Origin of the sequence: Pseudomonas sp. P42, from assembly GCF_017973755.1 — a bacterium.
Classification (GTDB): domain Bacteria; phylum Pseudomonadota; class Gammaproteobacteria; order Pseudomonadales; family Pseudomonadaceae; genus Aquipseudomonas; species Aquipseudomonas iridis.
Map to the genome: position 1 here is coordinate 455,888 of NZ_JACOPU010000005.1, position 26,532 is coordinate 482,419.

General features: G+C 60.9%; 16 protein-coding genes. 8 read left to right on the forward strand and 8 right to left on the reverse strand.

Annotated elements, in window-relative coordinates; all coding sequences use genetic code 11:
* Positions 1 to 23 precede the first annotated feature (23 nt).
* From H8B20_RS18765 to H8B20_RS18775, 3 genes are all read right to left on the reverse strand, one after another.
* On the reverse strand, positions 24 to 2,633 hold the full coding sequence (locus H8B20_RS18765) for a hypothetical protein (RefSeq protein WP_210624159.1): 2,610 nt from the start codon (positions 2,631 to 2,633) through the stop codon (positions 24 to 26).
* Between the two features lie 87 nt (positions 2,634 to 2,720).
* A complete protein-coding gene (locus H8B20_RS18770) occupies positions 2,721 to 5,294 on the reverse strand; it encodes a hypothetical protein (protein ID WP_210624160.1) in 2,574 nt (857 codons plus the stop codon).
* A gap of 94 nt (positions 5,295 to 5,388) precedes the next feature.
* Positions 5,389 to 7,176, reverse strand: coding sequence for a leucine-rich repeat domain-containing protein (locus H8B20_RS18775; protein ID WP_210624161.1), 1,788 nt, complete (start codon positions 7,174 to 7,176; stop codon positions 5,389 to 5,391).
* A gap of 221 nt (positions 7,177 to 7,397) precedes the next feature.
* Between H8B20_RS18775 and H8B20_RS18780 the strand changes: the two genes are divergently transcribed.
* The 4 genes from H8B20_RS18780 (at position 7,398) to H8B20_RS18795 (ending at position 16,730) form a co-directional block, all read left to right on the forward strand.
* Positions 7,398 to 9,710, forward strand: a complete 2,313-nt coding sequence (locus H8B20_RS18780; protein WP_047299499.1) for a YgiQ family radical SAM protein — start codon at positions 7,398 to 7,400, stop codon at positions 9,708 to 9,710.
* Between the two features lie 279 nt (positions 9,711 to 9,989).
* On the forward strand, positions 9,990 to 13,265 hold the full coding sequence (locus H8B20_RS18785) for a transglutaminase family protein (protein ID WP_210624162.1): 3,276 nt from the start codon (positions 9,990 to 9,992) through the stop codon (positions 13,263 to 13,265).
* Positions 13,266 to 13,353: 88 nt separating this feature from the next.
* On the forward strand, positions 13,354 to 15,840 hold the full coding sequence (locus H8B20_RS18790; protein ID WP_210624163.1) for a circularly permuted type 2 ATP-grasp protein: 2,487 nt from the start codon (positions 13,354 to 13,356) through the stop codon (positions 15,838 to 15,840).
* On the forward strand, positions 15,840 to 16,730 hold the full coding sequence (locus tag H8B20_RS18795) for a transglutaminase family protein (RefSeq protein ID WP_210624164.1): 891 nt from the start codon (positions 15,840 to 15,842) through the stop codon (positions 16,728 to 16,730). Before H8B20_RS18790 ends, H8B20_RS18795 begins: the two co-directional genes overlap by 1 nt.
* A 133-nt stretch (positions 16,731 to 16,863) precedes the next feature.
* On the opposite strand, the gene H8B20_RS18800 is transcribed toward H8B20_RS18795, so the two are convergent.
* Positions 16,864 to 17,052 (reverse strand): hypothetical protein, encoded by a 189-nt coding sequence (locus H8B20_RS18800; protein ID WP_042557406.1) that lies wholly within the window; start codon positions 17,050 to 17,052, stop codon positions 16,864 to 16,866.
* Between the two features lie 68 nt (positions 17,053 to 17,120).
* Positions 17,121 to 17,708, reverse strand: coding sequence for an LOG family protein (locus H8B20_RS18805; RefSeq protein ID WP_047299503.1), 588 nt, complete (start codon positions 17,706 to 17,708; stop codon positions 17,121 to 17,123).
* A gap of 344 nt (positions 17,709 to 18,052) precedes the next feature.
* Here H8B20_RS18805 and azu point away from each other — a divergent pair, with 344 nt between their 5' ends.
* Complete coding sequence (gene azu / locus H8B20_RS18810; protein WP_042557408.1) at positions 18,053 to 18,499, forward strand: azurin; 447 nt, start codon at positions 18,053 to 18,055, stop codon at positions 18,497 to 18,499.
* Between the two features lie 173 nt (positions 18,500 to 18,672).
* Here azu and nadE read toward each other — a convergent pair whose 3' ends face one another.
* The 3 genes from nadE to H8B20_RS18825 all read right to left on the reverse strand — a co-directional run bounded on the left by nadE (position 18,673) and on the right by H8B20_RS18825 (position 21,841).
* Positions 18,673 to 19,500: an ammonia-dependent NAD(+) synthetase gene (gene nadE / locus H8B20_RS18815; protein WP_042557409.1), complete on the reverse strand. Its 828-nt coding sequence runs from the start codon at positions 19,498 to 19,500 to the stop codon at positions 18,673 to 18,675.
* Between the two features lie 4 nt (positions 19,501 to 19,504).
* Positions 19,505 to 20,728: a nicotinate phosphoribosyltransferase gene (gene pncB, locus H8B20_RS18820; RefSeq protein ID WP_042557410.1), complete on the reverse strand. Its 1,224-nt coding sequence runs from the start codon at positions 20,726 to 20,728 to the stop codon at positions 19,505 to 19,507.
* A gap of 210 nt (positions 20,729 to 20,938) precedes the next feature.
* Entirely contained in the window at positions 20,939 to 21,841 is a 903-nt protein-coding gene (locus H8B20_RS18825) for a LysR family transcriptional regulator (protein ID WP_042557411.1), read from the reverse strand.
* 163 nt (positions 21,842 to 22,004) lie between these two features.
* Between H8B20_RS18825 and amaB the strand changes: the two genes are divergently transcribed.
* The 3 genes from amaB to H8B20_RS18840 all read left to right on the forward strand — a co-directional run bounded on the left by amaB (position 22,005) and on the right by H8B20_RS18840 (position 26,433).
* Positions 22,005 to 23,495, forward strand: a complete 1,491-nt coding sequence (amaB, locus tag H8B20_RS18830) for an L-piperidine-6-carboxylate dehydrogenase (protein WP_210624165.1) — start codon at positions 22,005 to 22,007, stop codon at positions 23,493 to 23,495.
* A gap of 152 nt (positions 23,496 to 23,647) precedes the next feature.
* Entirely contained in the window at positions 23,648 to 24,931 is a 1,284-nt protein-coding gene (gene amaA, locus H8B20_RS18835; RefSeq protein WP_210624166.1) for an L-pipecolate oxidase, read from the forward strand.
* Positions 24,932 to 25,299: 368 nt separating this feature from the next.
* Positions 25,300 to 26,433, forward strand: a complete 1,134-nt coding sequence (locus tag H8B20_RS18840; protein ID WP_042557414.1) for an ABC transporter substrate-binding protein — start codon at positions 25,300 to 25,302, stop codon at positions 26,431 to 26,433.
* Positions 26,434 to 26,532: the final 99 nt, after the last annotated feature.

The following is a 26,532-nucleotide window of genomic DNA, read 5'->3' on the forward strand; positions in this document are numbered from 1 at the left end:
GGGTCGGTTATCGCGCTGGTCTGTCAGCGCGGGCTGGCGGGCGTCGCGGCCGCGAGGTCGAATATCTTGCGTGCGGTCTTGCCATCAAACGTCTCGCGCCAGATGCTCAGGTGCGGGCGTCCGGCCCCGGCATCCCGGCGCTGGGATTCGAGGCCCAGCCGGCGTTGCTCAAGCGTCTTGAGATGGCCGCCCTTGACCCGGAAGTTCAGCGCCGGGCTGTGCTCGTTGTCATAGTGAAAGTGCGCCTCCCACAAGGGCGCCTGGCCGGTACGATCCTGGAGGCTGTAGACGTCCAGAAAAGACTTCTTGCTGCCCTTGCCCAATGGTTTGCGAACCACGGTTCGTGTCGCCGTCAGCTCGGCGTTATCCAGCAGGAAATTCAGGCGCATGATGTCCAGCACCTGCCTGTTCTTGTACATCCTGACCTGTACGGTATGTCCGCCGCGAATCAGTGCCGCCCCGGCCGCCCGCAAACGTCTGGACAGGCTGGTCATGACCGGATCCTCGGAGGCACCGGGGCTGTTTTCCAGCGCAGTGGCCTGATCGCTGCAGCGATCGGCGTGCTCGCCGAGGTATCGGATGATTTCGCCGGGGTACTCATTCCTGGCTTCTTTCGCCTTTGCTTCGGCCAGGTGTACCTCAACGTCATCCAGCAACCGGTTGGCTTCGCGGATCAATTCCGGCCTTGAGGCAGGGGCGACTGCAGGCCGCACAGGCTGCCATTCGCCTTGTCTTTTTTCGTATCGCTGAGGCAGTGCATCCGGGCTGAACAGGTCCGGAACATTGATCGTAACGTTGCCGTCGGGCGCCGTTTCGGTCTCGCCGATCAACACCTTGTAGGCACCGTGCTGACGGGTGCGGAACATTTTGCGTGGCAGCGGCGGCGCGGCGGTTTCGCTCGTCGCTGGCTGGCGCGGAACAAAGTCGAAGTCGATGTCCTGATCCAGACCTGGCAGCTCCGTATCACCGCCCCACGATTCATATTGCTGGTTCAAGCGGCTTTCGATGCGCTGCTCGAACGGCTCGATCAGCGCCAGGATTTCCCTGATGTAGCCGGCCTTTTCCGGGCTGCTGGAGGTCGCCAGCGATGCGATGTGCAACTTGTCTTCCTTGAGGCAATCAAGCGCGTAGATCAGGGCAAAGGGATGTTCTGCCTCGGGAATGCTATCGATATCGGCGGTCAGCAGCTTGATCGCATGCAGTGACTGAGTCCCGACCTCCGGCGGGTGTTCAGGGTTGTCCGACAGCAGGCGCAGATAGAGGGTCAGCCTGTTACCGTTGACCTGATCGTGGCCGGGCACTGTCTTGTTGAGTTCGATGATTTCATCGGCGGAATCGCGTGAGTCCTTGAGGATTTGATCGATCACGGTCTGACGCTCATCGAGCAACTTGAGCTTTTTGTTCAGGTGGGTGAGGGACCGCCTGAAACTGTCGAACGTAAGCGCCGCGATCGTGGGCCGTACCCGCAAGTCCATCACCACCATGAGCCGGTTGAGGCTTTGCACCCTTTCTTTGCGGAAGGTATGCAGTTCCTGTCTGTACAGCCCACTGGTCTTCAGGTGAATCAGCCATTCCCTGTTATCGACGCAGGACTGTACGAAGTCAGCCTCTAATTTGATGTGTTTGAGCAAGTGCACTTCCAGGCCGATCAAGGCCCTGGTTTTTTCATCGCTGGCATCCGGCAATTCACGCGCCTTGCTCCAGAGCTGCTCGTAGGTTGCGTGTGATTGACTCATCACCTGAAAAGCCTCACTGATTGGACGGTACCGCTCCAGCAGCAGGTCTTTGGTGAGCCTGGCCTGCGCACTGCGACGCATGCCGCCCTGCAGACCCACCGCGACGCCAACCCAGGTGTCAGCGGACTCTCGAGTCACGGCCAGGCTCACGCCAGCGCGGCTGGCGTGATAGATGTTCGTGCTATCGGCGGCCACCGGATCGGCTGCCTTGACGATGCGCAGGACAGGCTGCCCGGGCGTGGAAGCTTCGAGATCCTGCAGCGCCTGATACGCCCCTTTGTCGATGATCACGTAGCGTTTGCCGTCGTGATGCCACAGACCGTCACTGCCGGGCTCGACCCCGCTGAAATCCAGTTCGGTGCGAAAAGGCTGCAGGCGTGCCTCGGTCAGAGGGAATGTCGCGGTATCGGCGTCAGTCAGCGGATGCCAGACCCGGGTGTGAGGGTCGCGCCGCAGCAGCGGGCCGGACGCGATCCGCTCGCTGGACCGGGTGGCTCGGTACAGGCCAGTGTCCACATCCACTGCAACCTGCGTCACGCCTCCGCCATGCAGGTCGGCGTAATGGCGCCCCTTGTGCAGGCGCAAATCGTTTGCGTCGAGCGGCACGTGGGTGGGTGTCGCGTTGATCCGGTACTGCTCCAGCGTCAGGGGCGTCTGCGTATGGGGCGGTATTGAGGCCGTGGTAGTGCCCATTTTCCCCACCGTCAGTGCTGGCACATGATGAATCGCATCGACGTCCACGGTGTCAGGCGTCACGCCTGGCCTTGCCGGTCGTGGCGCATGAGTATTCGACGAGTCACCGTCCTGACGATGCGCGGTGCTGCCATCTGCGGTGTGCCGAGGCGGCGTGTGGACATCGACCGAGACGGTGACGCGGGACGGGGTTTTGGTTCCCATTGTGTTCATCCTTGAGTGGTTGCTCCATCAGCCCTGCGGGTACAAGGGCTGATGGGGGAAGGTGTGCTGGCGGGGACGGGCGAGTCATCACTGCGCAACATCGAAAATCTTCTGCGCGGTCCTGCTGTCGATTGCTTCACGCCAGATCGGGACGTGCACCCGCCCGGCCTGTTGATCCCGGCGTTGGGAGGCCAGACCCGAACCGCTCTGTTCGAGGGTTTTCAGGTGGCCGCCCTGAACGGTGAAATCACCGGCGGCGCTGTCTGCCTTTGCGTAATGAAAATGTGCATGCCAGAGCGGCTCGCCAGTGCGCCTGTCATTGAGCGAGTAGATATCCAGATAGTGTTTGTTGCTGCCCTTGCCCCGTTCGAGCCGGGTGTGGGTCTTCATGGCGACGATCTGGTTCTGGCCGAGCAGGTAAGCCACTCGGCTGGCACTCAGGAACGACTTGTCCTTGTAGAGCCGCACGCGGATGTCCTCACCTTCATGGCGCAGTCGCTGGCTGTTCTGACGCAACTGGCTGATGAGCACAGCGATCTCTTCGTCGGCCGCATTCGGCTGTCGTTCCAGTTGGAACGCGACGTCATCGAGCTGCTCGGCTTTTGCGCCGAGAAACTCCACGATGTTGCTGGCATTGCGCCTGGCTTTTTCATCCTGCCTGGCGATTCTAAGGTGGGCTTCGCATTGCCCCATTCGCTCATTGGCCAATGCCATCAGCGTGGGCAACGCCATGTCCGGAGGCGGTGCCTGTCGGCGCCATTCGCCATCGCGGCGCTCGTACGTCTGCCAGACCTGCTCGACACTGCCGGGGTCTGTGACATCAATCACTTCTTCGCCTGAAGCGGTGCGTCGGGGAAGGCCGACACTGATTTTGTACACGTCGTGGTGGCGGGCCCGAAACAGGCGCCGGCGTGCAGGTGCCTGCCCGGCGTTTTCCTGATTGGGTACGAAGTCAAAGTCGATGACCTCGTCCTGCGCCGGTATCGCCAGAGTGGTCAGCTGTTCGCGGTGATAGCGACTTGCCCGCTTTTCCAGGGTCTCCTCAAATGATTGCATGACCTCGATGATTTGCCGGCGGACACCGGCCTCGGCAGAATCCGGCGCGAACGCGAGGTTTTCGTATGAGGCCTTGATCGCGGCGGTCTGGTCCAGCAGACCGGTGATGATCGCCAGGCGCGCCTGTTGCGGAACGCTGTCGATGTCATGGAACGCCGAAGCCGTTTCAATGTACGAGCGGGCCCATTGCGCCAACGCTGATTGGCTATCGCCGGGGTCGCCGCTGAGCAGTCGGCTGCGGGCCTCGACCCAACCGGAGGTAATCACCTGCAGGTCCATCGAATGCGTCGTGGGCAGGGCGGTTTCGAGCGCCGAAGAGCGTGATTGTCTGAGAATGTCGTCGACCAGTTGCTGACGGATCTGGAGGATCTCGCGTTTTTTCCACAGGTGCTCGGCAATGGCCTCGTACATTGCGCGCGTGCCGCGCAAATCACCCAGCTCGATGAGCTTGCGCCGGTCGCTGGCGCCAATCAGACGGTCACAATTGTCGACGCTCAGCACGCGCAATTCGTGCAGTTCGTTCCTGAAAATGCCTTCCGGTTTGACCCGGCTGATCCAGTACCCCTCGTTTACATACCGGCCGATGTAGGCCTTGAGCAGATCCAGCTCTTGCCGAAGACGCACCTCCAGCATTGCCAGTGCGCCTCTTTCACCTTGGCTGCCCTGCTCCTGAGCGCGCCAGTTATCGGTTGCCTCTGAGCGTTTTTCACCGGCTGCCTGCACGAGCAATCCTTCGGTTTCGAGGGCGAGTGTCTTGTCGACAAGTTGCTGGTGCATGGCTTGGCCTCGGTGCACGCGCTGCATCCCGCCTGCGCCCTGGATGCTGGCGCCGACCCACCCACGCCGGGCATCGAACACGACCGGCTCCGAGCGGCCAGGCCGCATGCTGAAGTAGACATTGTTTTCATCGTGGGCCACGGCATCCCCGGCGCGCACGATACGCATCACCTGGGTGTCGGGTGTTGAGGCATCGGTGTCATGCAGAACCTGATAAGCGCGAGTACGAATGACGGCGTAGAGCTTGCCGGCAAAGCGGTAGAGGCCGTCGCTGCCGGGTTCGATACCGGTGAAGTCCAGGTCACAGCGAAAAGCTTCGAGGCGGGTATCGGACAGGTCATGGGGCGCCTGATGTTGATCTTCCTGCCAGTATCGGCCATCGGCATCGGGCACCAGTCGCGGCCCCGACGGTACGCGTTCACTTGATCGCGTGGCCCGATAACCACCCGTTTCCGGGTCCGCCGCAACCTGCACGAAGCGGCCGTTCGCCAGGGTCACGTACTGGCGCCCTTCGATCGTGCGCACCCCCTGAACATCGGGCTCCGGTAAGCCCGGGGGCAGCGCGATCCAGAAGTCCTCCAGCGTCGGCGCCGCCGTTTGCGCCGCAAGGCCAGTGTGCGCAGGCAAGCCACTGACCTGCACGGCCGGTGCCGGGGTGATTGCGTCGATGTCGCCGCCCGCGCGCGTGGGCGCCGCCGTACCTTGGTGTGCGTGAAAGGTGCCGCCAGCAGGATCAATCCGCGCCAGGCCACCAGCCCCCGAGGTACTTGTTTTCGCGGGTTTTACTGCGGTGGGCCCGGACGGGCCCTTGGGTGTTTTGCCGATCATGAATACTCATCCTTGAGCAATCGTCGAGCAGCCCTGTCAGGCAGGGTTGCTGCAAGTCCAGTGAATGTTTGGTTCCGCCATGGAACCTCGCGCCCTACGGTTGCCGAGGGGGCAGTGGCGCGGCGACTTCACTCAGCAGAGTCTGCGGCTGCGCTTCGGTGAAGCCAGCGATGCGCAGGCGAACCAGATACAAGCGCAATTTTTCGAGGGTGGCGGTAGAGAGCGGATTGCCGCGGACATAAATCTTGTTGCTCAGCCTTCCCGAGCTCAGCAGCCGTTCTTGCGGGGGCGAGATAATCGAGTCGGCAATTTCGGTAAGTTGGTTGGACCGCAGATCGAGAATTTCAAGAAACGCTGCCTCGTTCACACCCTCCGGCCAATGCTTCAGCCCTGTGCGCGCCAGTCCGAGTTTTCGCAGAAACAGCAGGCGACTGAGGTCAAGCCTGTCCTTGATCAGGTTGTCGTTCAGCACCACCACCTCCAGTGTCAAGGGCAACGGTGAGCTGTACTTGTCGATGGTAATCCGGTTTTTCTCAAGGTTCAGGTGGGTCAGACCGTGCATTTCACGCAGGTCGTAGGGCAGGTCGATCAGTTCATTTCTCGACAGGTCGAGGCTGGTGATGTGTTTGAAAGGTTTGAGGTGCGTGGCAAGAATCAATTTATTGTTGCTCAGATCCAGGGCGGTCACATGACGCAAGTCGATGCCGTCCAGAGAGGGCAGGTTGGTCAGGCCCAGACCGCTCAGATCAAGTTTTTCGTCCGGCAGCGGGCCAGCGGCGGCCAGATGCAGAATCGCCTTCTTTCTCCAGCAATCGATAATTCGTTGGCGGGCGACAGCCTGGTCGCCGTGGTGCCAGAACAATAACTGGTGCTGCAAGGCGTTCAGTTCCCGTTCGTACTGCGCCAAGCGCGTCGGCGTATCCACGCCCATGTTCTGCAGCATTGCGTTGATCTGGTTCTCGTCCAGGAAGGGGAATAGCGCGCGCACGCGGCGCTGCGGTGACAGCAGCGCGCGCAACCTTTCGCTGTAGGAGTCCGGGATGAACCACGGTCTGGGTGTCTCGGCGCGGTACAGGCCACCGACACCCGGCACCTCCGCTCCGATCCAGCCGTGTTGAGGGTCGAAAACCACAGGCTCCGAGCGGCCCGGTCGAGTGCCCACGTAGACATTGTCGGCATCGCCAGCGACGGGGTCTTGGGCGCGAACGATGCGCCAGACCGGTGTGGTCGGTGTAGACACGTCAAGATCACGCACGACTTGATAGGCGTGGCTGCGGATCAGGGCGTAAAGCCTGCCGTCAAAACGGTGCAGGCCATCGGCGTCGGGCGCGATGCCGGTGAAATCGATCTCGCTGCGAAAGGCCTCCAGGCGACTGTCGCTCAGGTGGCGCGGTGATGCTTCGTGGCGAGGGACTTCGCGCCAGTACTGGCCGTCGGCGTCGGGTTGCAGGGGTGGGCCGGACGGCGTGCGCTCGCTCGAGTGCCTGGCCCGGTAGAACCCGGTTTCAGGATCCATCGCGATCTGCACGATGTGTTTATCGGGCAGTGTGACGTAGGTGCGCCCCTTGATGATGCGTGCACCCTGAGCTGGGGAGTCGTCCCACCCCGGCGGCGTCACCCGGTAATCTTCCAGGCCACGCGATAGCGGGGGCAGCGTCGCGTTCAGCGGCGACTGCATGGCGCTCACCTGTACGGTGGGCGCGGGCATGATGGCGTCAGGGTCGACGCCATCAGGGCGGGTGATCGCAGGTCGATGGGGCAGGACCGCAGGATGAACCGTAGGGATGTCGATGCGCGGATGACCATCAGGTCCCGGCGCGCCGGTTTTCAGTAACGTTGTCGTGGTGGCGCCGCTGGCGCCCTTGCTGGTCTTGCCGATCATGAGTACTCATCCTTGAGTCGTTGTCATGTTCGCCCCGCAATAATGCAAGGCTTGAATATCGTGATTGCATGGCCGGTACGCTTGCCCCGGCAGGGGAGTGGGCGTCCGACGGCCTCTGTGATGCAGGGATGAAGAGAAACCGACCATTGCCGTCGGAATTGGTTAAATTTTGTGCTATATTCCGCGACCGCGATTTTTCATCTCAACACCGGTCGTCCGACATGCAAGCAGCCAAGCCGTTATTTGACTATCCAAAATATTGGGCCGAATGTTTCGGGCCAGCGCCATTCCTGCCGATGAGCAGGGAGGAGATGGATCAGCTTGGCTGGGATTCCTGCGACATCATCATTGTTACGGGAGATGCCTACGTTGATCATCCGTCGTTCGGCATGGCAATCATCGGCCGGCTGCTGGAGTCGCAAGGCTTCCGCGTCGGGATCATTGCCCAACCGAACTGGCAGTCCAAAGACGACTTCATGAAGCTCGGCGAGCCGAACCTGTTCTTCGGCGTCGCGGCCGGCAACATGGACTCGATGATCAACCGCTACACCGCCGACAAGAAAATCCGTTCCGATGACGCCTACACCCCGGGCGGCATGGCCGGCAAGCGTCCGGATCGCGCCAGTCTGGTCTACAGCCAGCGTTGCAAGGAAGCCTACAAGAACGTGCCGATCGTGCTCGGCGGCATCGAAGCTTCGCTGCGCCGCATCGCGCACTACGACTACTGGCAGGATCGGGTGCGCAACTCGATCCTGATCGACGCCTGCGCCGACATCCTCCTGTACGGCAATGCCGAGCGGGCGATTGTCGAAGTCGCCCAGCGTCTGTCCTACGGTCACAAGATTGAAGACATCACTGATGTGCGCGGCACCGCGTTCATCCGTCGTGACACGCCTGCGGGCTGGTACGAAGTCGATTCCACGCGCATTGACCGTCCGGGCAAGGTCGACAAGATCATCAACCCGTACGTGAACACCCAGGACACCCAGGCCTGCGCCATCGAGCAGGAGAAGGGGCCGGTCGATGATCCGGAAGAAGCCAAGGTCGTGCAGATTCTGGCCAGCCCGCGCATGACCCGCGACAAGACCGTGATCCGTCTGCCGTCGATGGAAAAAGTGCGTGGCGATGCGGTGCTGTACGCCCATGCCAACCGCGTGCTGCATTTGGAAACCAACCCGGGCAACGCCCGTGCGCTGGTGCAGAAGCATGGCGAAGTCGACGTCTGGTTCAATCCGCCACCGATTCCGATGACCACTGAAGAAATGGACTACGTGTTCGGCATGCCTTACGCACGTGTCCCGCATCCTGCGTACGGCAAGGAAAAAATCCCGGCCTACGACATGATCCGTTTCTCGGTGAACATCATGCGTGGCTGCTTCGGCGGCTGCACCTTCTGCTCGATCACCGAGCACGAAGGCCGGATCATCCAGAACCGTTCCGAAGAGTCGATCATTCGCGAAATCGAAGAGATCCGCGACAAGGTGCCAGGCTTCACCGGCGTCATTTCCGACCTCGGCGGCCCGACCGCGAACATGTACCGCATCGCCTGCAAGACGCCGGAAATCGAATCCGCGTGCCGCAAGCCGTCCTGCGTGTTTCCGGGGATCTGCCCGAACCTGAACACCGACCATTCCTCGCTGATTCAGTTGTACCGTAGCGCCCGTGCGTTGCCGGGTGTGAAGAAGATTCTGATCGCTTCCGGCCTGCGTTATGACCTCGCGGTCGAGTCGCCGGAGTACGTCAAGGAGCTGGTGACCCACCATGTGGGTGGCTATCTGAAGATCGCCCCGGAACACACCGAGGAAGGTCCGCTCAACCAGATGATGAAGCCGGGCATTGGCAGCTATGACAAGTTCAAGCGCATGTTCGAGAAGTACACCAAGGAAGCAGGCAAAGAGCAGTACCTGATTCCGTACTTCATCGCCGCACACCCGGGCACCACCGACGAAGACATGATGAACCTGGCCCTGTGGCTCAAGGGCAATGGCTTCCGTGCCGACCAGGTGCAGGCGTTCTACCCGTCGCCGATGGCCACCGCCACCGCGATGTACCACTCGGGCAAGAACCCGCTACGCAAGGTCAGCTACAAGAGTGACAGCGTGACCATCGTCAAGAGCGAAGAGCAACGTCGTCTGCACAAGGCGTTCCTGCGTTATCACGATCCGAAAGGCTGGCCGATGCTGCGTGAAGCGCTGCAACGCATGGGCCGTAGCGATCTGATCGGGCCGGGCAAGGATCAATTGATTCCGTTGCATCAGCCGTCTACCGACACCTACCAGAGCGCCCGTCGCAAGAACTCGACGCCGGCTGGCAGCCATAAAGTGGCGAAGGAAGGTAAAGAGAAGACCACCAGGATTCTCACTCAGCACACCGGCCTGCCGCCGCGTGCCAGTGATGGCGGCAATCCGTGGGACAAGCGTGAACAGGCCAAGGCTGCGGCGTTCGCCCGCAACCAGCAGGCTGCCAAGGAGCGCAAGGACGCGGCCAAAGGCAAAGGGCCGAAGCCGACACGCAAACCGGTCGTGCCACGCTAAAGCAAACGCCAACCTTCGGGTTGGCGTTTTTTTTTGAGTCAAAAGATCGCAGCCTGCGGCAGCTCCTACAGTGGGATTCGTGTTTCCCTGTAGGAGCTGCCGCAGGCTGCGATCTTTTGATCTTCGCCACAATTAGGCGCAACTTCGCCAAACCATTTCCTCGCATCGCCCGATTTTGGTGCTGTACTGCCCTGAGCATTCCGCAAAAGCGCCCGAGCCTGTGCATGGCATAAGTCTTGCGCGCTGTCGAATACGCTTAGGGCTCGCAGGAGGCACGCCGTGTCGATTCATGTCGCATTGCATCACGTCACGCATTACCGCTACGACCGCGCTGTCGAACTCGGCCCGCAGATCGTTCGCCTGCGCCCGGCTGCCCACAGCCGCACGCGGATTCTCTCGTATGCGCTGAAAGTCTCGCCCGAGCAGCACTTCATCAACTGGCAGCAGGACCCACAGGGCAACTACCTCGCCCGGTTGGTGTTCCCGGAGAAAACCGACGAACTGCGCATTGAAGTCGACCTGCTGGCGGAAATGGCGGTGTTCAACCCGTTCGACTTCTTCCTCGAACCCTACGCCGAGAAAATCCCCTTCGCCTATGCCGCCGATGAGCGCAAGGAGCTGGCGCCGTACCTCGAAACCTTGCCGCTGACGCCGGCATTCAAAGCCTATCTCGACGGCATCGACCGCACGCCGCTGCCCGCTGTGGATTTTCTGGTCGCGATCAATCAGCTTCTGAGCGAAGACATCAATTACCTGATTCGCATGGAGCCGGGCGTGCAAACCCCGGAGCACACCCTCGAACACGCCTCTGGATCGTGCCGCGACTCGGCATGGCTGCTGGTGCAATTGCTGCGCAACCTCGGACTGGCGGCGCGGTTTGTCTCCGGTTACCTGATTCAACTGACCGCCGACGTGAAAAGTCTCGACGGGCCATCCGGCACCGAGGTGGATTTCACCGATCTGCATGCCTGGTGCGAAGTGTATTTGCCGGGCGCTGGCTGGATCGGCCTTGATGCCACGTCAGGGCTGTTCGCCGGTGAAGGGCATATTCCGTTGGCCTGTAGTCCCGATCCTTCCTCGGCGGCACCGATCAGCGGCATGGTCGAGCCCTGCGAAACCCGGTTCAGCCATGAAATGTCCGTGGAGCGGATTTGGGAGGCGCCACGGGTCACCAAACCCTACACCGACGAGCAGTGGCTGGCGATTCAGGCGCTGGGCCGGCAGATCGACGCCGACCTGCTGGAGGGCGACGTACGCCTGACCATGGGCGGCGAGCCGACCTTCGTCTCCATCGACGACCCGGACGGCGCCGAATGGAACACTGCCGCCCTCGGCGAAGACAAGCGTCGGCTCTCAGCCGAGCTGTTCCAGCGCATGCGTAAACATTACGCGCCGCAGGGGCTGGTGCATTTCGGCCAGGGCAAGTGGTATCCCGGCGAACAGCTGCCGCGCTGGTCGCTCAATTGCTATTGGCGCCGCGACGGCGTGCCGATCTGGCGCAACAACGCGTTGATCGCCGATGAACAGCAGGATTACGCCGCCGATGGCGAACTGGCCGGACGCTTTCTGGCCAGTGTTGCCGAACGTCTGAAACTGCCTGCGCGGTTTGTGTTTCCGGCCTACGAGGACAATTTCTATTACCTGTGGCGTGAGGGCACTTTACCGAGCAACGTCAGCGCCGAAGATTCGCGTCTGGAAGAACCGCTGGAGCGTGCGCGGCTGCGCAAAGTCTTCAGTCAGGGACTCGACAAGGTCATCGGCCAGGTGCTGCCGCTGGCGCGCACCGCCAAGGGCGATCAATGGCAGAGCGGGCGCTGGTATCTGCGCGACGAGCATTGCCGTCTGGTGCCGGGCGACTCGCCGCTGGGCTATCGTTTGCCGTTGGGCGCGCAGCCTTGGGTGAAAGCGGCCGAGTATCCGTTTATCCATCCCCAGGACCCGAACCAGGACTTCCCCGAGCTACCGCAGACTGCGCAACTCTACAGTCACGGCGAACCGGCCTCGGCTGACGAACGCCAACCGAAAATCGACGAATCCGCCGACTGGCTGACCCGCACCGCGTTCTGCGCCGAAGCCCGTGAGGGCCGTTTGTACCTGTTCATGCCGCCGCTGGAGCGGGTCGAGGATTATCTGGAGTTGGTCGCAGCCATCGAAGCCACCGCTGAAGAGCTGCGCTGCCCGGTGCTGCTGGAGGGCTACGAGCCGCCCGGCGATCCGCGCCTGAGCAACTTCCGTATCACCCCGGACCCGGGCGTGATTGAGGTCAACGTGCAGCCGTCGGCGACCTGGGACGAGTTGGTCGAGCGCACCGAGTTTCTCTATGAAGAGGCGCGGCAAACCCGCCTGACCACTGAGAAGTTCATGATCGACGGGCGCCATACCGGCACCGGCGGCGGCAACCACTTCGTCCTCGGTGGCGCGACACCGGCCGACTCGCCGTTTCTGCGGCGTCCCGATCTGCTGCGCAGTTTGATCAGTTACTGGCACAACCATCCGTCGTTGTCCTATCTGTTTTCCGGCTTGTTCATCGGTCCGACGTCCCAGGCGCCGCGTGTCGATGAGGCGCGTAACGACGCCTTGTATGAACTGGAAATTGCCTTCGCGCAGATGCCGGAGCCGGGCGAGGAGTGCGCGCCGTGGCTGGTCGATCGACTTTTGCGCAACTTGCTGATCGATGTCACCGGCAACACCCATCGCGCAGAGTTCTGCATCGACAAACTCTATTCACCGGACGGCGCCACCGGGCGCCTCGGCTTGCTGGAGCTGCGCGCCTTTGAAATGCCGCCGCACGCGCGCATGAGCCTGGCCCAGCAATTGTTGTTGCGGGCGCTGGTCGCACGTTTCTGGCGCGAGCCTTATGCGCCGTCGAAACTGGCGCGCTGGGGCACCGAACTGCACGATCGGTTCATGTTGCCGCACTTCATCGAACAGGATTTCGCCGACGTCATCGTTGAACTCAATAGCGCCGGTTATCCGCTGCGGGCCGAGTGGTTCGCGGCGCATCTGGAATTTCGTTTTCCCAAGGTTGGCGATTACGCGGTCAACGGTATCGAACTGGAACTGCGTCAGGCCCTTGAGCCTTGGCATGTGCTGGGTGAGGAGGGCACGACGGGTGGCACGGTACGTTACGTCGATTCATCCCTGGAGCGCTTGCAGGTCAAGCTCAAAGGCCTGCCACCGCAACGCTACCTGCTGACCTGCAACGGCATCGCGGTGCCATTGCATCCGACCGGGCGAGTCGGCGAGTTCGTCGCCGGCGTACGTTACCGCGCCTGGCAACCGGCCAACTGCCTGCAACCGACCATCCCCGTGCACGCGCCACTGGTGTTCGACCTGCTCGATACGTGGATGGCGCGCTCTGTGGGCGGCTGTCAGTACCACGTCGCGCATCCGGGCGGGCGCAATTACGAATCGCTGCCGGTCAACGCCAACGAAGCGGAGAGCCGGCGCATGGCGCGTTTCTTCCGGGTGGGACACACCCCGGGGAAACTTCCTATACCCAATGTGGAAATAAACGACGAGCTACCGATGACAATCGATTTGCGCCGTTTCTGAATCGCACACAGCGCCCGGATTTTTCGTCTATCCGGGCGTCATGTGCCTGCGTTAGTCTGACCTTTCCCTGCTGTCTGCCGAGCTTTCCATGCCTGACCTGCTAGACCGCTACCCGCTGACGGCGGGCACTTATCACGAACTGCTGGATGCCAGCGGTGCGGTGCGCCCGCATTGGCAGCGGCTGTTCGACCAACTGCAGCGCAGCACCCCGGCGCAACTGGTGCAGCGTCAGGCGTTGCTGGCGCGCCAGATTCAGGAAAACGGCGTCACCTATAACGTCTATGCCGATCCAAAAGGCGCGGATCGGCCGTGGGAGCTGGACTTGCTGCCGCACGTGATTGCGGCGGATGAGTGGCAGCAATTGTCGGCCGGGATCGCCCAGCGAGCACGACTGCTCAATGCCGTGCTGGCCGATTTGTATGGGCCTCAGCGCTTGATCAGCGAAGGCTTGTTGCCGGCGGAACTGGTATTTGGTCACAACAATTTTCTGTGGCCGTGTCAGGGCATTGTGCCGCCGGACAGTGCTTTTCTGCATCTGTATGCCGTGGATCTGGCGCGCACGCCGGACGGGCGCTGGTGGGTGACGGCAGATCGCACGCAGGCACCCTCGGGTGCCGGTTACGCCTTGGAAAACCGCACCATCGTGTCCCGCGCCTTCCCCGAGTTGTACCGTGATCTGAAGGTGCGGCATCTGGCCGGCTTCTTTCGCACGTTGCAGGAAACACTTGCTCGACAGGCGCCCACTGATGACGAGGCGCCGCTGGTGGTGCTGCTGACGCCGGGGCGGTTCAACGAAAGCTATTTCGAACACCTCTATCTGGCGCGTCAGCTCGGTTATCCATTGGTGGAGGGCGGTGATCTGACGGTGCGTGATGCCACGGTCTACCTGAAAACCCTCAGCGGCCTGCGCCGGGTGCACGCGATCATGCGGCGGCTCGACGACGACTTCTGCGATCCACTGGAGCTGCGCACGGACTCGGCGCTTGGCGTTCCCGGTCTGCTTGAGGCGGTGCGGCAGGGGCGGGTGCTGGTCGCCAACGCGCTGGGCAGCGGCGTGTTGGAGTCGCCGGGTTTGCTGGGTTTTCTGCCGAGGATCAACCAATTCCTGTTCGGCGAAGAATTGATCCTGCCCTCCATTGCAACCTGGTGGTGTGGTGAGGCGCCGGTATTGGCTCAGGCGCTGGAAAAACTGCCTGAACTGTTGATCAAACCGGCCTTTCCTTCACAAAGCTTCGCGCCGGTGTTCGGCCGCGATCTGAGTGAAAAGCAGCGCCAATCCCTCGCTGAGCGCATGCAGGCGCGTCCTTACGCCTATGTTGCGCAAGAGTTGGCCCAGCTCTCCCAGGCGCCAATCTGGCAAGCCGAAGACGGCCAGTTGCAACCTCGAGCGATCGGTATGCGTGTGTACGCGACGGCCAGCGGTGATGGCTATCGAGTGCTGCCGGGCGGGCTGACCCGAGTGGCGGCCGAGGCTGACGCGGAAGTGGTGTCGATGCAGCGCGGCGGGGCGAGCAAGGACACCTGGGTGCTGGGCGATCGTCCGCCGAGCGGCGAACAGTGGAAGACTCAGCGCAACGTCGGCGTGCACGATCTGGTCAGGCGTGATCCTTATCTGCCGTCGCGGGTGGTGGAAAACCTGTTCTGGTTCGGTCGTTACTGCGAGCGCTGCGACGACAGTGCGCGGCTGCTGCGCATCATGCTCGCGCGGTATGTCGACGGCGACGACCCGCAAGCGCTGCAAGCCGCGGTCGATCTCGGCGAGCGACTGTCGCTGTTGCCGGACGAAGGTGAACTGCCGGAGCGTTTGCTGGCCGCGCTGCTCGGCGAAGACTGGTCGTTCAGCCTGCGCTCCAACCTGCAACGCTTGCAGTGGGCGGCTTCGCAGGTGCGCGGCAAGCTCTCCCGGGAAAACTGGCAGGCGCTGGTCGAGTTGCAGCGTGAAGCGTTGGAGCTGGAGACCGACGAGCCGGATTTTGGCGAGTTGCTGGATTTTCTCAACCGCTTGGTGATGTCGTTGGCGGCGCTGTCAGGGTTTGCCCTGGACGACATGACCCGTGACGAAGGCTGGCGCTTCCTGATGATCGGTCGGCGTATCGAACGGCTGCAATTTCTCAGCAGCAGTCTGGCGGGGTTTCTGCGTGGCGCCGGTGCGTTCGATCAGGCCGGGCTTGAGTGGTTGCTGGAACTGGGCAATAGCAGCATTACTTACCGCTCACGTTATCTGGCGGTGGCTCAGTTGATTCCGGTGCTCGACCTGTTGCTGCTCGATGAACAGAACCCGCATGCGGTGTTGTTCCAGCTGAAACTGGTGACTCGTACGTTGAAACGCCTGAACGATGATTTCGGCGTGCCACGGGAGGCCGGATTGCCGCAACTGGTCGAGCGTCTGGCACGATTTGATCTGGGCTGCCTGGAGAATCCATTGTTCGGAGCATCCAGCGTGCGCTCGGCGCTCGATGGTCTGGCGGATCTGCTGCAAGAGATCGCCGAAGCCAGCGGGCAAGTCTCGGATCGACTGGCCCTGCGCCATTTCGCCCATGTCGATGATGTCAGCCAGCGCACGGTGTCCGTCTGATGAGCGCGCATTACCAGATCTTCCACGACACCTGTTACCACTACGACAGCCCGGTTTCCTTGGCCCAGCAATTGGCGCACCTGTGGCCGCGCGAGTGCAGTTGGCAGCGCTGTACGCAACGACAATTGCTGATCAGCCCGCAACCATCGGCACGGCGCGATGAGCTGGATGTGTTCGGCAATCCGTTGACGCGGTTGGCGTTCGAGCGACCGCACGATGAGTTGCAGGTCAACGCCCGGCTCACCGTTGAAGTGCTGACGCGACTGTCGCTCGATTTCAACCAGTCTCCGGCGTGGGAGCTGACACGCAATGCACTGACCTACAGCAGCCAGCCGCTGCCCTCCGATCTGCTTGAGGCTTGCCGTTATCGTTTCCAGTCACCGTACGTGCATTTGAAACGCAGTTTCGTCGAGTTCTCGCAAAGCTGTTTTCCACCCGGGCAGCCGTTAATGTTGGGCGTGCAGGCTCTGATGCAGAAGATTTTCAGCGAATTCACCTTTGATGCCGAAGCCACCCAGGTGGCGACGCCGCTCGTGGAAGTGCTTGAGCGCCGTCGTGGGGTCTGTCAGGACTTCGCGCATCTGATGCTGGCCTGCTTGCGCTCAAGAGGCCTGGCGGCACGTTATATCAGCGGCTATCTGTTGACTAGGCCACCACCGGGGCAGCCACGATTAATCGGCGCCGATGCGTCGCATGCCTGGGTATCGGTGTTTTGCCCGGTGCTGGGCTGGGTGGATTTCGATCCGACCAACAATGTGCAGCCGGCGCTGGAGCACATCACTTTGGCGTGGGGACGGGATTTTTCTGATGTGTCGCCGTTGCGCGGGGTGATTCTGGGCGGGGGGAGCCATGATCCGGAAGTGCGGGTCACGGTGATGCCAGTCGAGTGACACAATCCCTGTGGGGGCGGGTTCTCGTGTGGTGTTCGGATGCGGAGGGGAGAACTGTGAGGGCCGGCGGTCATACCGCCAGCCCCTTCACGGATCCGCGGGGTCTGATTTCGATCATCAAACCCGGTGGGGCTCAGGCGTCGGGCGCCTGATCTTTCGGTGCTTCGGTTGCATCAACATCATCATCCGTCGCCACTTCACCGTCAGGGTTCAGTGCCGCTTCTTCAGCTACTTGTTTCTTGCGCTGAAGCTTTTCCTCTTTCTTCTTTTCCTTTTCCAGGTCTCGTTGACGTTTGGCGAAGGAGTAATTGGGTTTGGCCATGGGCGATCCTCTGGGGTCGAAGGTGAGGTTGAGCGGCGCGTATTCTGCCCTGTATCGGTGCCCGGCGGTTAGCCGGGTTTTTGGTCGACCCACTTTGGCGTGACGGTCGGCTTCCAGTTATCCAGGGCGTGGAGCAGCGTTTGCGGCGATTCGCTCACTTGCAGCATGTCACGGTGTGGCTCGCGAACGAAGCCTTCGCCGACGATATGGTCGAGAAAAGCAGTGAGTTTGCTGTAGAAACCCTTCACTTCCAGCAGGCCCAACGGTTTGCCGTGGTAGCCGAGCTGGCCCCAGGTCCAGACTTCGAACAGTTCTTCCAGTGTGCCGAGGCCACCGGGCAGCGCGATAAACGCGTCGCTGAGTTCGGCCATCCGCGCCTTGCGGGCGTGCATGCCGTCGACCACTTCCAGACGCGTCAGGCCTTTGTGACCGATTTCCTTGTCCATCAGGCTCTGCGGGATGATGCCGATCACCTCGCCACCGGCGGCCAGTGCGGCATCGGCAACGATGCCCATCAAACCGACGGCGCCACCGCCATAGACCAACGTCAACTTGCGCTCGGCCAATGCGCGACCAAGGGCCACGGCGGCTTCGGTATAAGCTGGGTCAGTGCCGGCGTTGGCACCGCAAAATACACAAACGGATGTGAGAGACATGCCTTTCTCCGGTATCGAATCAGTCGCACAGGGTACTGGCTGGCACGCCTCGATCCAAGGTTTAGCGTTCGCGCTCCGGCGATTCAAAGGTACCGCTGGCGCCACAGGCATAGGCGGCGAGCAAGCTGCACAACAGGCCGTTAAAGATCATGACAGACGCTCCGTTTCAGTGAGATGCGCCGATCATGGACTCAGCCGGATGTTCTGGCCGTTAGATTGTTTCGATGAGTGTCATAGCCTGAAAGTTGTATACAATTTTTGACTCAAGTCATAGGAACTTGCGAAGATTTCAGGCAGTCTTTCAACCATTAGTGTTTTTGTTAACCCTGCCTTGGAGATTCACCATGTTTTCCAAAGTTGTTGCGGTATCCCTGCTGGCGCTGGCCAGCAGCCAATTGATGGCTGCCGAGTGCAAAACCACCGTTGACTCCACCGACCAGATGTCCTTCAACACCAAGGCCATTGAAATCGACAAGAGCTGCAAGACCTTCACCATCGAACTGACCCACTCCGGCAGCCTGCCGAAGAACGTCATGGGCCATAACCTGGTGATCAGCAAAGAAGCTGACATGCAGCCGATCGCCACCGATGGCCTGGCTGCCGGTATCGACAAGAACTACCTGAAGGACGGTGATGCTCGCGTCATCGCTCACACCAAAATCATCGGCGCCAAGGAAACCGACTCGGTGACCTTCGATGTGTCGAAGCTCAATGCCAGTGAAAAATACGGCTTCTTCTGCTCGTTCCCTGGCCACATCTCGATGATGAAAGGCACTGTGACCCTGAAGTAATCAGGTTCACCGCGTCATCGTTCTTCGCGGGCAGGCCCGCTCCCACATTCGACCGCGATCAACTGTGGGAGCGAGCCTGCTCGCGAAAGGTGCAGTTGCATCGACAGATAATCTGGCCAAAGAAAAGCCCGCTGAGGATCACTCCCCAGCGGGCTTTTTCATTCGTTCACGGATTACGGTGCGAACGGCATCACGCGTTTGTGATGGGTCTTGTTGTACGTATCAACAATGATCTTGAACGCCTCTTCACGCAGCGGCTCACCGTGCAGGAACGCATCGATCTCGGTGTAGGTCACGCCGTGGGACGCTTCGTCCGGTTTGCCCGGCGACAGGTCTTCGAGGTCCGCCGTCGGGACTTTCTCGACCAGCGACTCCGGCGCGCCGAAGCTGCGGGCGATCGCCCGTACCTGGTTTTTCACCAGACCGCTGAGCGGGGCGAGGTCGCAGGCACCGTCGCCGAACTTGGTGAAAAACCCCATCACCGCTTCCGCTGCATGGTCGGTCCCGATCACCAGACCACCCGCCGCACCAGCAATCGTGTACTGCGCAACCATGCGCATCCGCGCCTTGGTGTTACCGAGCACAAAATCCACCGATACCGCGTGCTTGCCTTCGAACGCCGCGACTTCACTGGCCAGCGCTTTTACCGCCGGGCCGATGTTGACGGTGTGGCGTTCGTCTGGATCGATGAAATCCACCGAGGCCTGCGCGTCGTGCTCGTCGAACTGTGTTTCATACGGCAGGCGTACGGCGATGAACTTGTACGCATTGTCGCCGCTACGTTCGCGCAATTCACGCATCGCGCGCTGGGCCAGCAGCCCGGCTGTCAGCGAGTCGACGCCGCCGCTTATGCCCAGCACCAGCGCCTTGAGCCCGGAATTGACCAGGCAGTCCTGAATGAAGGTAATGCGCCGGGCGATCTCGGCTTGCAGGGCCTGATGGTCGGCGAACGGCGGTTGCACCTTGAGCTGTTCAGCAATCTCACGCTGTACGGCTTGCATGAATTCACTCCTTGCTAGATAGACTGGAATCGGCAGGAACCTGGAAAACGTGTCGCAAATAGGCGACAAAATTCGGATCTTTGCAGTGGGTCTTGCCTGGCTCGTCGGAGATCTTTGCCACCGGTTGGCCGTTGCAGGCGGTCATTTTAAGCACGATGCTCATCGGTTCGACACCCGGAATGTCACAGGTCAGGTTGGTACCGATGCCGAAGCTCACGTTGATCCGCTCGTGCAGTGCGCGGAATATCTCCAGCGACCGGGGCAAGGTCAGGCTGTCGGAGAACACCAGCGTCTTGCTCATCGGGTCGATGCCGAGCTTGTGATAGTGGGCGATGCATTTTTCGCCCCAGGCCACAGGGTCCCCGGAATCGTGGCGCAAACCGTCGAAAAGCTTGGCAAAGAACAAGTCGAAATCGCCGAGGAAAGCATCGGTGGTGATGCAATCGGTGAGGGCGATCCCCAGCAACCCCCGGTACTCGCGGACCCAGCAATCGAGGGCGGCGATCTGACTGTCGATCAGCCTTGGGCCGAGTTGCTGGTGCGCCATGATCCACTCGTGGGCCATGGTGCCCAGCGGTTTCATGTCCAGTTCGCGCGACAGGTGCACATTGCTGGTGCCGACGAATCGGCCGGGGAAATCGTGCTTGAGCACGTTCACCACTTCTTCCTGTACCCGGTAGGAAAACCGCCGACGGGTGCCGAAATCGGCGACCTGCAATTGCGATAGTTCATCGGCCGAAGCATTGGCGGTGAGCCAGTCGAACTTGCGATAGAGCTGTTCACGCGCCTGTTCGAGCACGGTCTCGCGGTAGCGATAACGGTTGCGCACTTCGCTGACGATGGCCAGCAGCGGCACTTCGTAGAGGATCACATGCAGCCACGGTCCGCGCAGGCGGATAAACAGTTCGCCGTTTTCGATGCCGGTGTGCAGGTAGCGCAGATTGAAGCGGAACAAGCCGAGGAAGCGCAGGAAGTCCGGTTTCAGGAAGCTGATGCGCTCCAGAAAACTCAGTTGATCGGCGCTCAGGCTCAGTTCGGCCAGACGCTCGATCTGAAAGCGGATCTCGGCCAGATACGGACGCAAGTCCTCACTGTTACGGCAACGAAACTCCCATTCGACTTCGACGTTGGGGTAGTTGTGCAGCACCGCCTGCATCATCGTCAGCTTGTAGAAGTCGGTGTCGAGCAGGTTCTGCACGATGCGATCGGCAAACACACTCTCGCTCATAACGGGGTCTCCAGGTGCGCCGCGCCGTAGCGCGGTCTCGAACAATGGCGCTAGTGGCGCATATCAGTGGTGGGGATTGCCAGCGCTTTTTTAGACAACATCAATCTCTGTGGGAGCGAGTCTGCTCGCGAAAGCGTCATGGCAATCGACATTGATATTGAATGTGGCGGCCTTTTCGCGAGCAGGCTCGCTCCCACAGTTTGAATATGATCAGGCAATGGGACTGTCGATCTGCTCCAGCATCCACTTCACAAAATCCCTCACCTTGGGCACTTCCGCAGAGTGTTCCGGGTAGGCCAGGTAATAGGCGTCGGTGCTGGGCATTGCATGCTGCCAGGGTATGACCAGTTTGCCGTCGGCCAATTCCTCTTCCACCAGAAACCGTGGCAGCAGCGCTACACCGCAGCCGACCTGTGCGGCGCGGATGCACATGTAAAAGGTTTCAAAGCGCGGGCCGTGGTAGCTGTGTTCGGTCTGATGACCCTGACTGTCGAACCAGTCGTGCCAGGCCTGTGGGCGCGAGGCATTCTGCAGCAGCACCAGGTCGGTGAGTTGCGTCGGATCAGTGAAAGGCTGGTCGGGCAAGCTGCCGGGCGCGCACACCGGCACAAGCTCTTCGCCGAACAGCTTCAGGCATTCAGTCCCCGGGCGTGAGCCTTGGCCGAAATAGAACGCCAGATCGCTGCGCCCTTGCAGCAAATCGTCGGCCTCCTGTTCGTTGCACAGGTCCAGATGGATCGACGGATGGCGCAAGCGCCAGCCTTTCAGGCGGGGTACCAGCCAGCGGGCGCCGAAGGTCGAAGGCGTGGAGACGCGCAGGACTTCGGTTTCACCGCCGTAGGAACGCAGGTAGTGGGTCGACATCTCTACCTGCGTGAGGATTTTTCTGACTTCCACCAGGTACAAATCCCCAGCCGGGGTCATCTGCAAACGCCGACGTATCCGGCGGAACAACAAGTGCTGCAACAACTCCTCTAGCTGCGCGACCTGTTTGCTGACGGCGCTTTGGGTGAGGTTCAGTTCCTCGGCGGCCCGGGTGAAACTCAGGTGCCGGGTCACGGCCTCGAAGCACTGCAATGCGGTGATCGAAGGCAAGTGGCGTTTGTTCAGCATGGCCGATCCTTTTCTTGTCTTTCTATGCGCAGCATGAATAAACGGAATGATATCTCGCGTAAAGGTCGTTTGTTGCCTCGCCGTACTGACGCTACAACTAAAGGCCTGCCCGGTCGTGAAAAACCGACCGCACACATTCAGTTTTTTGCTTGAGGAGTGACCCATGGTTGCCGCATTGCTTGATCGTCTTGGTGTGAACCCGGCCCTTTATCAGAACGGCAAAGTGCCGGTGCATTCGCCGATCGACGGCAGCCGCATTGCCGCCGTCAACTGGGAAGGCCCGGCCGAAGTCGAGCAGCACATCAGTCGCGCAGATCATGCGTTCGAAGCGTGGCGCAAGGTGCCGGCCCCGCGCCGCGGCGAATTGGTGCGCCAATTCGGCGAAGTGTTGCGCGAGTACAAAGCCGATCTCGGCGAGCTGGTCTCGTGGGAGGCGGGCAAGATCACTCAGGAGGGCTTGGGTGAAGTGCAGGAGATGATCGACATCTGCGACTTCGCCGTCGGTCTGTCCCGCCAACTGTACGGCTTGACCATCGCCTCCGAGCGTCCGGGCCACCACATGCGTGAAACCTGGCATCCACTGGGCGTGGTTGGCGTCATCAGCGCCTTTAACTTCCCGGTTGCCGTGTGGGCGTGGAACACCACGCTGGCGCTGGTCTGCGGCAACCCGGTGGTGTGGAAACCTTCGGAGAAAACCCCGCTGACGGCGCTGGCCTGTCAGGCGCTGTTTGACCGCGTGGTGAAGAATTTCAGCGATGCTCCGGCGAGTCTCTGCCAAGTGATCATCGGTGGCCGTGACGCCGGTGAGGCGCTGGTCGATGACCCGCGAGTGGCGCTGATCAGTGCAACTGGCAGCACCCGCATGGGCCGCGAAGTGGCGCCCAAAGTCGCTGCGCGTTTCGCGCGCAGCATTCTCGAACTGGGCGGCAACAACGCGATGATCCTCGGTCCGAGTGCCGACCTCGACATGGCCGTGCGCGCAATCCTGTTCAGCGCGGTCGGCACTGCTGGCCAGCGTTGCACCACGCTGCGTCGCTTGATTGCCCACGAGTCGGTGAAGGAAGAAATCGTCACTCGCCTCAAGGCTGCGTACGCGAAGGTGCGTATCGGCCACCCGCTGGAAGGCAATCTGATCGGCCCGCTGATCGATAAACACAGCTTCGAAAACATGCAGGATGCGCTGGAGCAGGCGTTGAGCGAGGGCGGCCGGGTGTTCGGCGGCAAGCGTCAATTGCAGGATCAATTCCCCAGTGCTTACTACGTCTCGCCAGCGATTGTTGAAATGCCGGAGCAGAGCGACGTGGTCTGCAGCGAGACCTTCGCGCCGATCCTGTACGTGGTCGGCTACAGCGATTTCGAGGAAGCGCTGCGCCTGAACAACGCTGTGCCGCAAGGCCTGTCATCGTGCATTTTCACCACGGATGTGCGCGAGGCCGAACGGTTCATGTCGGCGGTCGGCAGCGACTGTGGCATCGCCAACGTCAATATCGGCCCGAGCGGCGCGGAAATCGGCGGCGCGTTTGGTGGCGAGAAGGAGACCGGTGGCGGTCGTGAGTCGGGCTCCGATGCCTGGCGCGGGTACATGCGCCGCCAGACCAACACCGTGAACTATTCGCTGGAGTTGCCGCTGGCGCAGGGCATTACGTTCGACTGATATCAGGGCGGCTCTTTCCCTGTGGGAACGTGGCTGTTCGCGAAGACCATGAGTCAGTCGACATCAAAGTTGGCTGAAACGCCGCTTTCGCGAGCAGGCTCGCTCCCACAGGATCACCAGTGTGTTTGGCAGGTTTCTGTTGGAGTCTGGCAATGCCGTTACGCGAAGAATGTCTGTGGGAAAAGCTCACGCCACTAAGGCCCGATAACACGGCGCTCAAGGGTGAGGTCAAGGTTGATGTCTGCGTGATCGGCGCCGGGTTCACCGGGTTGTCGGCGGCACTGCATCTGTTGGAAAAAGGCAAAACCGTCTGCCTGCTGGAAGCTCATCGTGCCGGTCACGGCGGCTCCGGGCGCAATGTCGGACTGGTCAACGCCGGTATGTGGATCCCGCCGGACGAGATCGAAGCCGGTTTCGGCGAGGCGATCGGCAGCCAGCTCAACCGCATGCTCGGGGCCGCGCCTTCACTGGTGTTCAGCCTTGTGGATAAGTACAGCATCGATTGCCAGCTACGCCGCGAAGGCACGTTGCACATGGCGCACAACGCCAAGGGCGAGGCGGATCTGCGCAGTCGTGAGCAGCAATGGAAACGCCGCGGCGCACCGGTCGAATTGCTGACCGGCAAGGCCTGTGAACAAGCCACCGGTACGCAGAAAATCGCCGCTGCCCTGCTTGATCGTCGCGCCGGCACGCTCAATCCGATGGCGTATGTCACCGGTCTGGCGAATGCCGTGATCAGCCTCGGTGGGCAGATGTTTGATCATTCTCCGGTCACTCGACTTGAGCGCGTGGGGCAACATTGGTCAGTGCAGACCGAGCACGGTTCGGTGCTGGCCGAGCAAGTGGTGATCGCCTCCAACGCCTATACCGAAGGCGACTGGACCGAACTCAAGCGCAACTTCTTCCCCGGTTACTACTATCAGGTCGCCTCGGTGCCACTGACCGAAGATGCCGCGCAGGACATTCTGCCGGGCGGGCAGGGGTCGTGGGATACGCGGCAAGTGTTGAGCAGCATTCGCCGCGACAAAGAAGGGCGGTTGTTGCTCGGCAGTCTCGGCAACGGCAATCAGAAACCGGCCTGGTTTCTCAAGGCCTGGGCCGATCGGGTGCAACAGCATTATTTCCCCAATCTGAAACCTGTCGAATGGGAATGCACCTGGACAGGGCGTATTGCGTTCACGCCCGATCACTTGATGCGCCTGTTCGAACCGGCGCCCGGTCTGGTTGCCGTCACCGGTTATAACGGCCGTGGCGTGACGACCGGCACCGTGGTGGGCAAGGCCTTCGCCGATTACCTGTGTAATGGCAATCCTCAGGCCCTGCCAATTCCCTTTGCACCGATGCAGCCGCTGGCAGGCGTGGGGTTGCGCAGTTGTCTCTACGAGGCCGGGTTTTCGCTGTATCACGCGGGCCAGTGCCTGCGCATCGTCATCTGATTGTTGAAATATGTTGCGTGGAGCGGCGCTTTTTCGCTTAGCGACTAGCCTGTAATGGTGCGGGTTGTAGCAGTCCCGCACCAGCAGTGTGCAGTTCGGTGACGCGGGCTGTTACAGGCTGGTTGCACGTCGATTGGTGCCGCGGTTGCAATGATGGCGCGAGTGGGTTGCGCCTGAAGAAATAAATGGTTTCACCTTCCGCGGTTTAGACGGTTGCACGCCCAATGAAAATGGGAACGAAACAGTCGAAATAACAAGAAAGCAGCGACTTTTTGAAGAATAAAAAACCGATGGCACGGCCCTTGCTCTGAGCATCAGGAGAAGTGAAGTCGCAGTGCCAACTAAAAAAAACCTTGGAGCACCACCTCATGTCCCAGACGTTTTACAAGAAAGGCTTTCTGGCCCTCGCAGTAGCTACTGCGTTGGGTGTTTCTGCGTTTGCTCAAGCTGATGTGAAAATCGGTGTAGCGGGACCAATGACTGGCGCCAACGCGGCATTTGGCGAGCAGTACATGAAGGGGGCACAGGCAGCGGCTGATGCGGTCAACGCAGCAGGCGGCGTCAACGGGGAGAAAATCGTACTGGTCAAGGGCGATGACGCCTGCGAACCGAAGCAGGCCGTGACGGTCGCCAAGGACCTCACCAACCAGAAAGTTGCCGGCGTGGTCGGTCACTTCTGCTCCTCTTCGACCATTCCAGCGTCGGAAATCTATGACGAAGCGGGCATCATCGCGATCACCCCGGGTTCCACCAACCCGCAAGTGACCGAGCGCGGCCTGAGCGCCATGTTCCGTATGTGCGGCCGTGACGACCAGCAAGGCATCGTTGCCGGCGATTACATCGTCGACGTGCTCAAGGGCAAGAAAGTCGTCGTGCTGCACGACAAAGACACCTACGGTCAGGGCCTGGCCGATGCAACCAAGGCCCAACTGGTCAAGCGCGGCGTGACCCCGGTGCTGTACGAAGGCCTGACCCGTGGTGAAAAAGACTTCAGCACCATCGTCACCAAAATCCGCGGTGCTGGCGCCGACGTTGTCTACTTCGGTGGTCTGCACCCGGAAGCCGGCCCATTGGTTCGTCAACTGCGTGAGCAAGGCCTCAAAGACGTCAAGTTCATGTCCGATGACGGCATCGTTACCGACGAACTGGTGACCACCGCTGGCGGCCCGCAATTCGTCGATGGCGTGCTGATGACCTTCGGCGCCGACCCTCGCATGCTGCCCGACAGCAAGGCTGTGGTAGATGCCTTCCGCAAGGCCGGCACCGAGCCTGAAGGCTACACCCTGTATGCCTACGCTTCGGTTCAGACCCTGGCCGCCGCTTTCAACGGCGCCAAGTCCAACAAGGGCGAAGAAGCTGCTGCCTGGCTGAAGAAAAACCCGGTGAAAACCGTCATGGGCGAGAAAGCCTGGGACTCCAAGGGCGACCTGAAAGTCTCCGACTACGTGGTTTACCAGTGGGACAAGGACGGCAAATACCACCAGCTGGAAAAACAGAAGTAAGGGCTGACGTGATTGCCTGAACCCCACCAATCCAATGTGGGAGAGAGCCTGCTCGCGAAGACGGAATGACTGCCAACACATGTGTTGAATGATCGACCG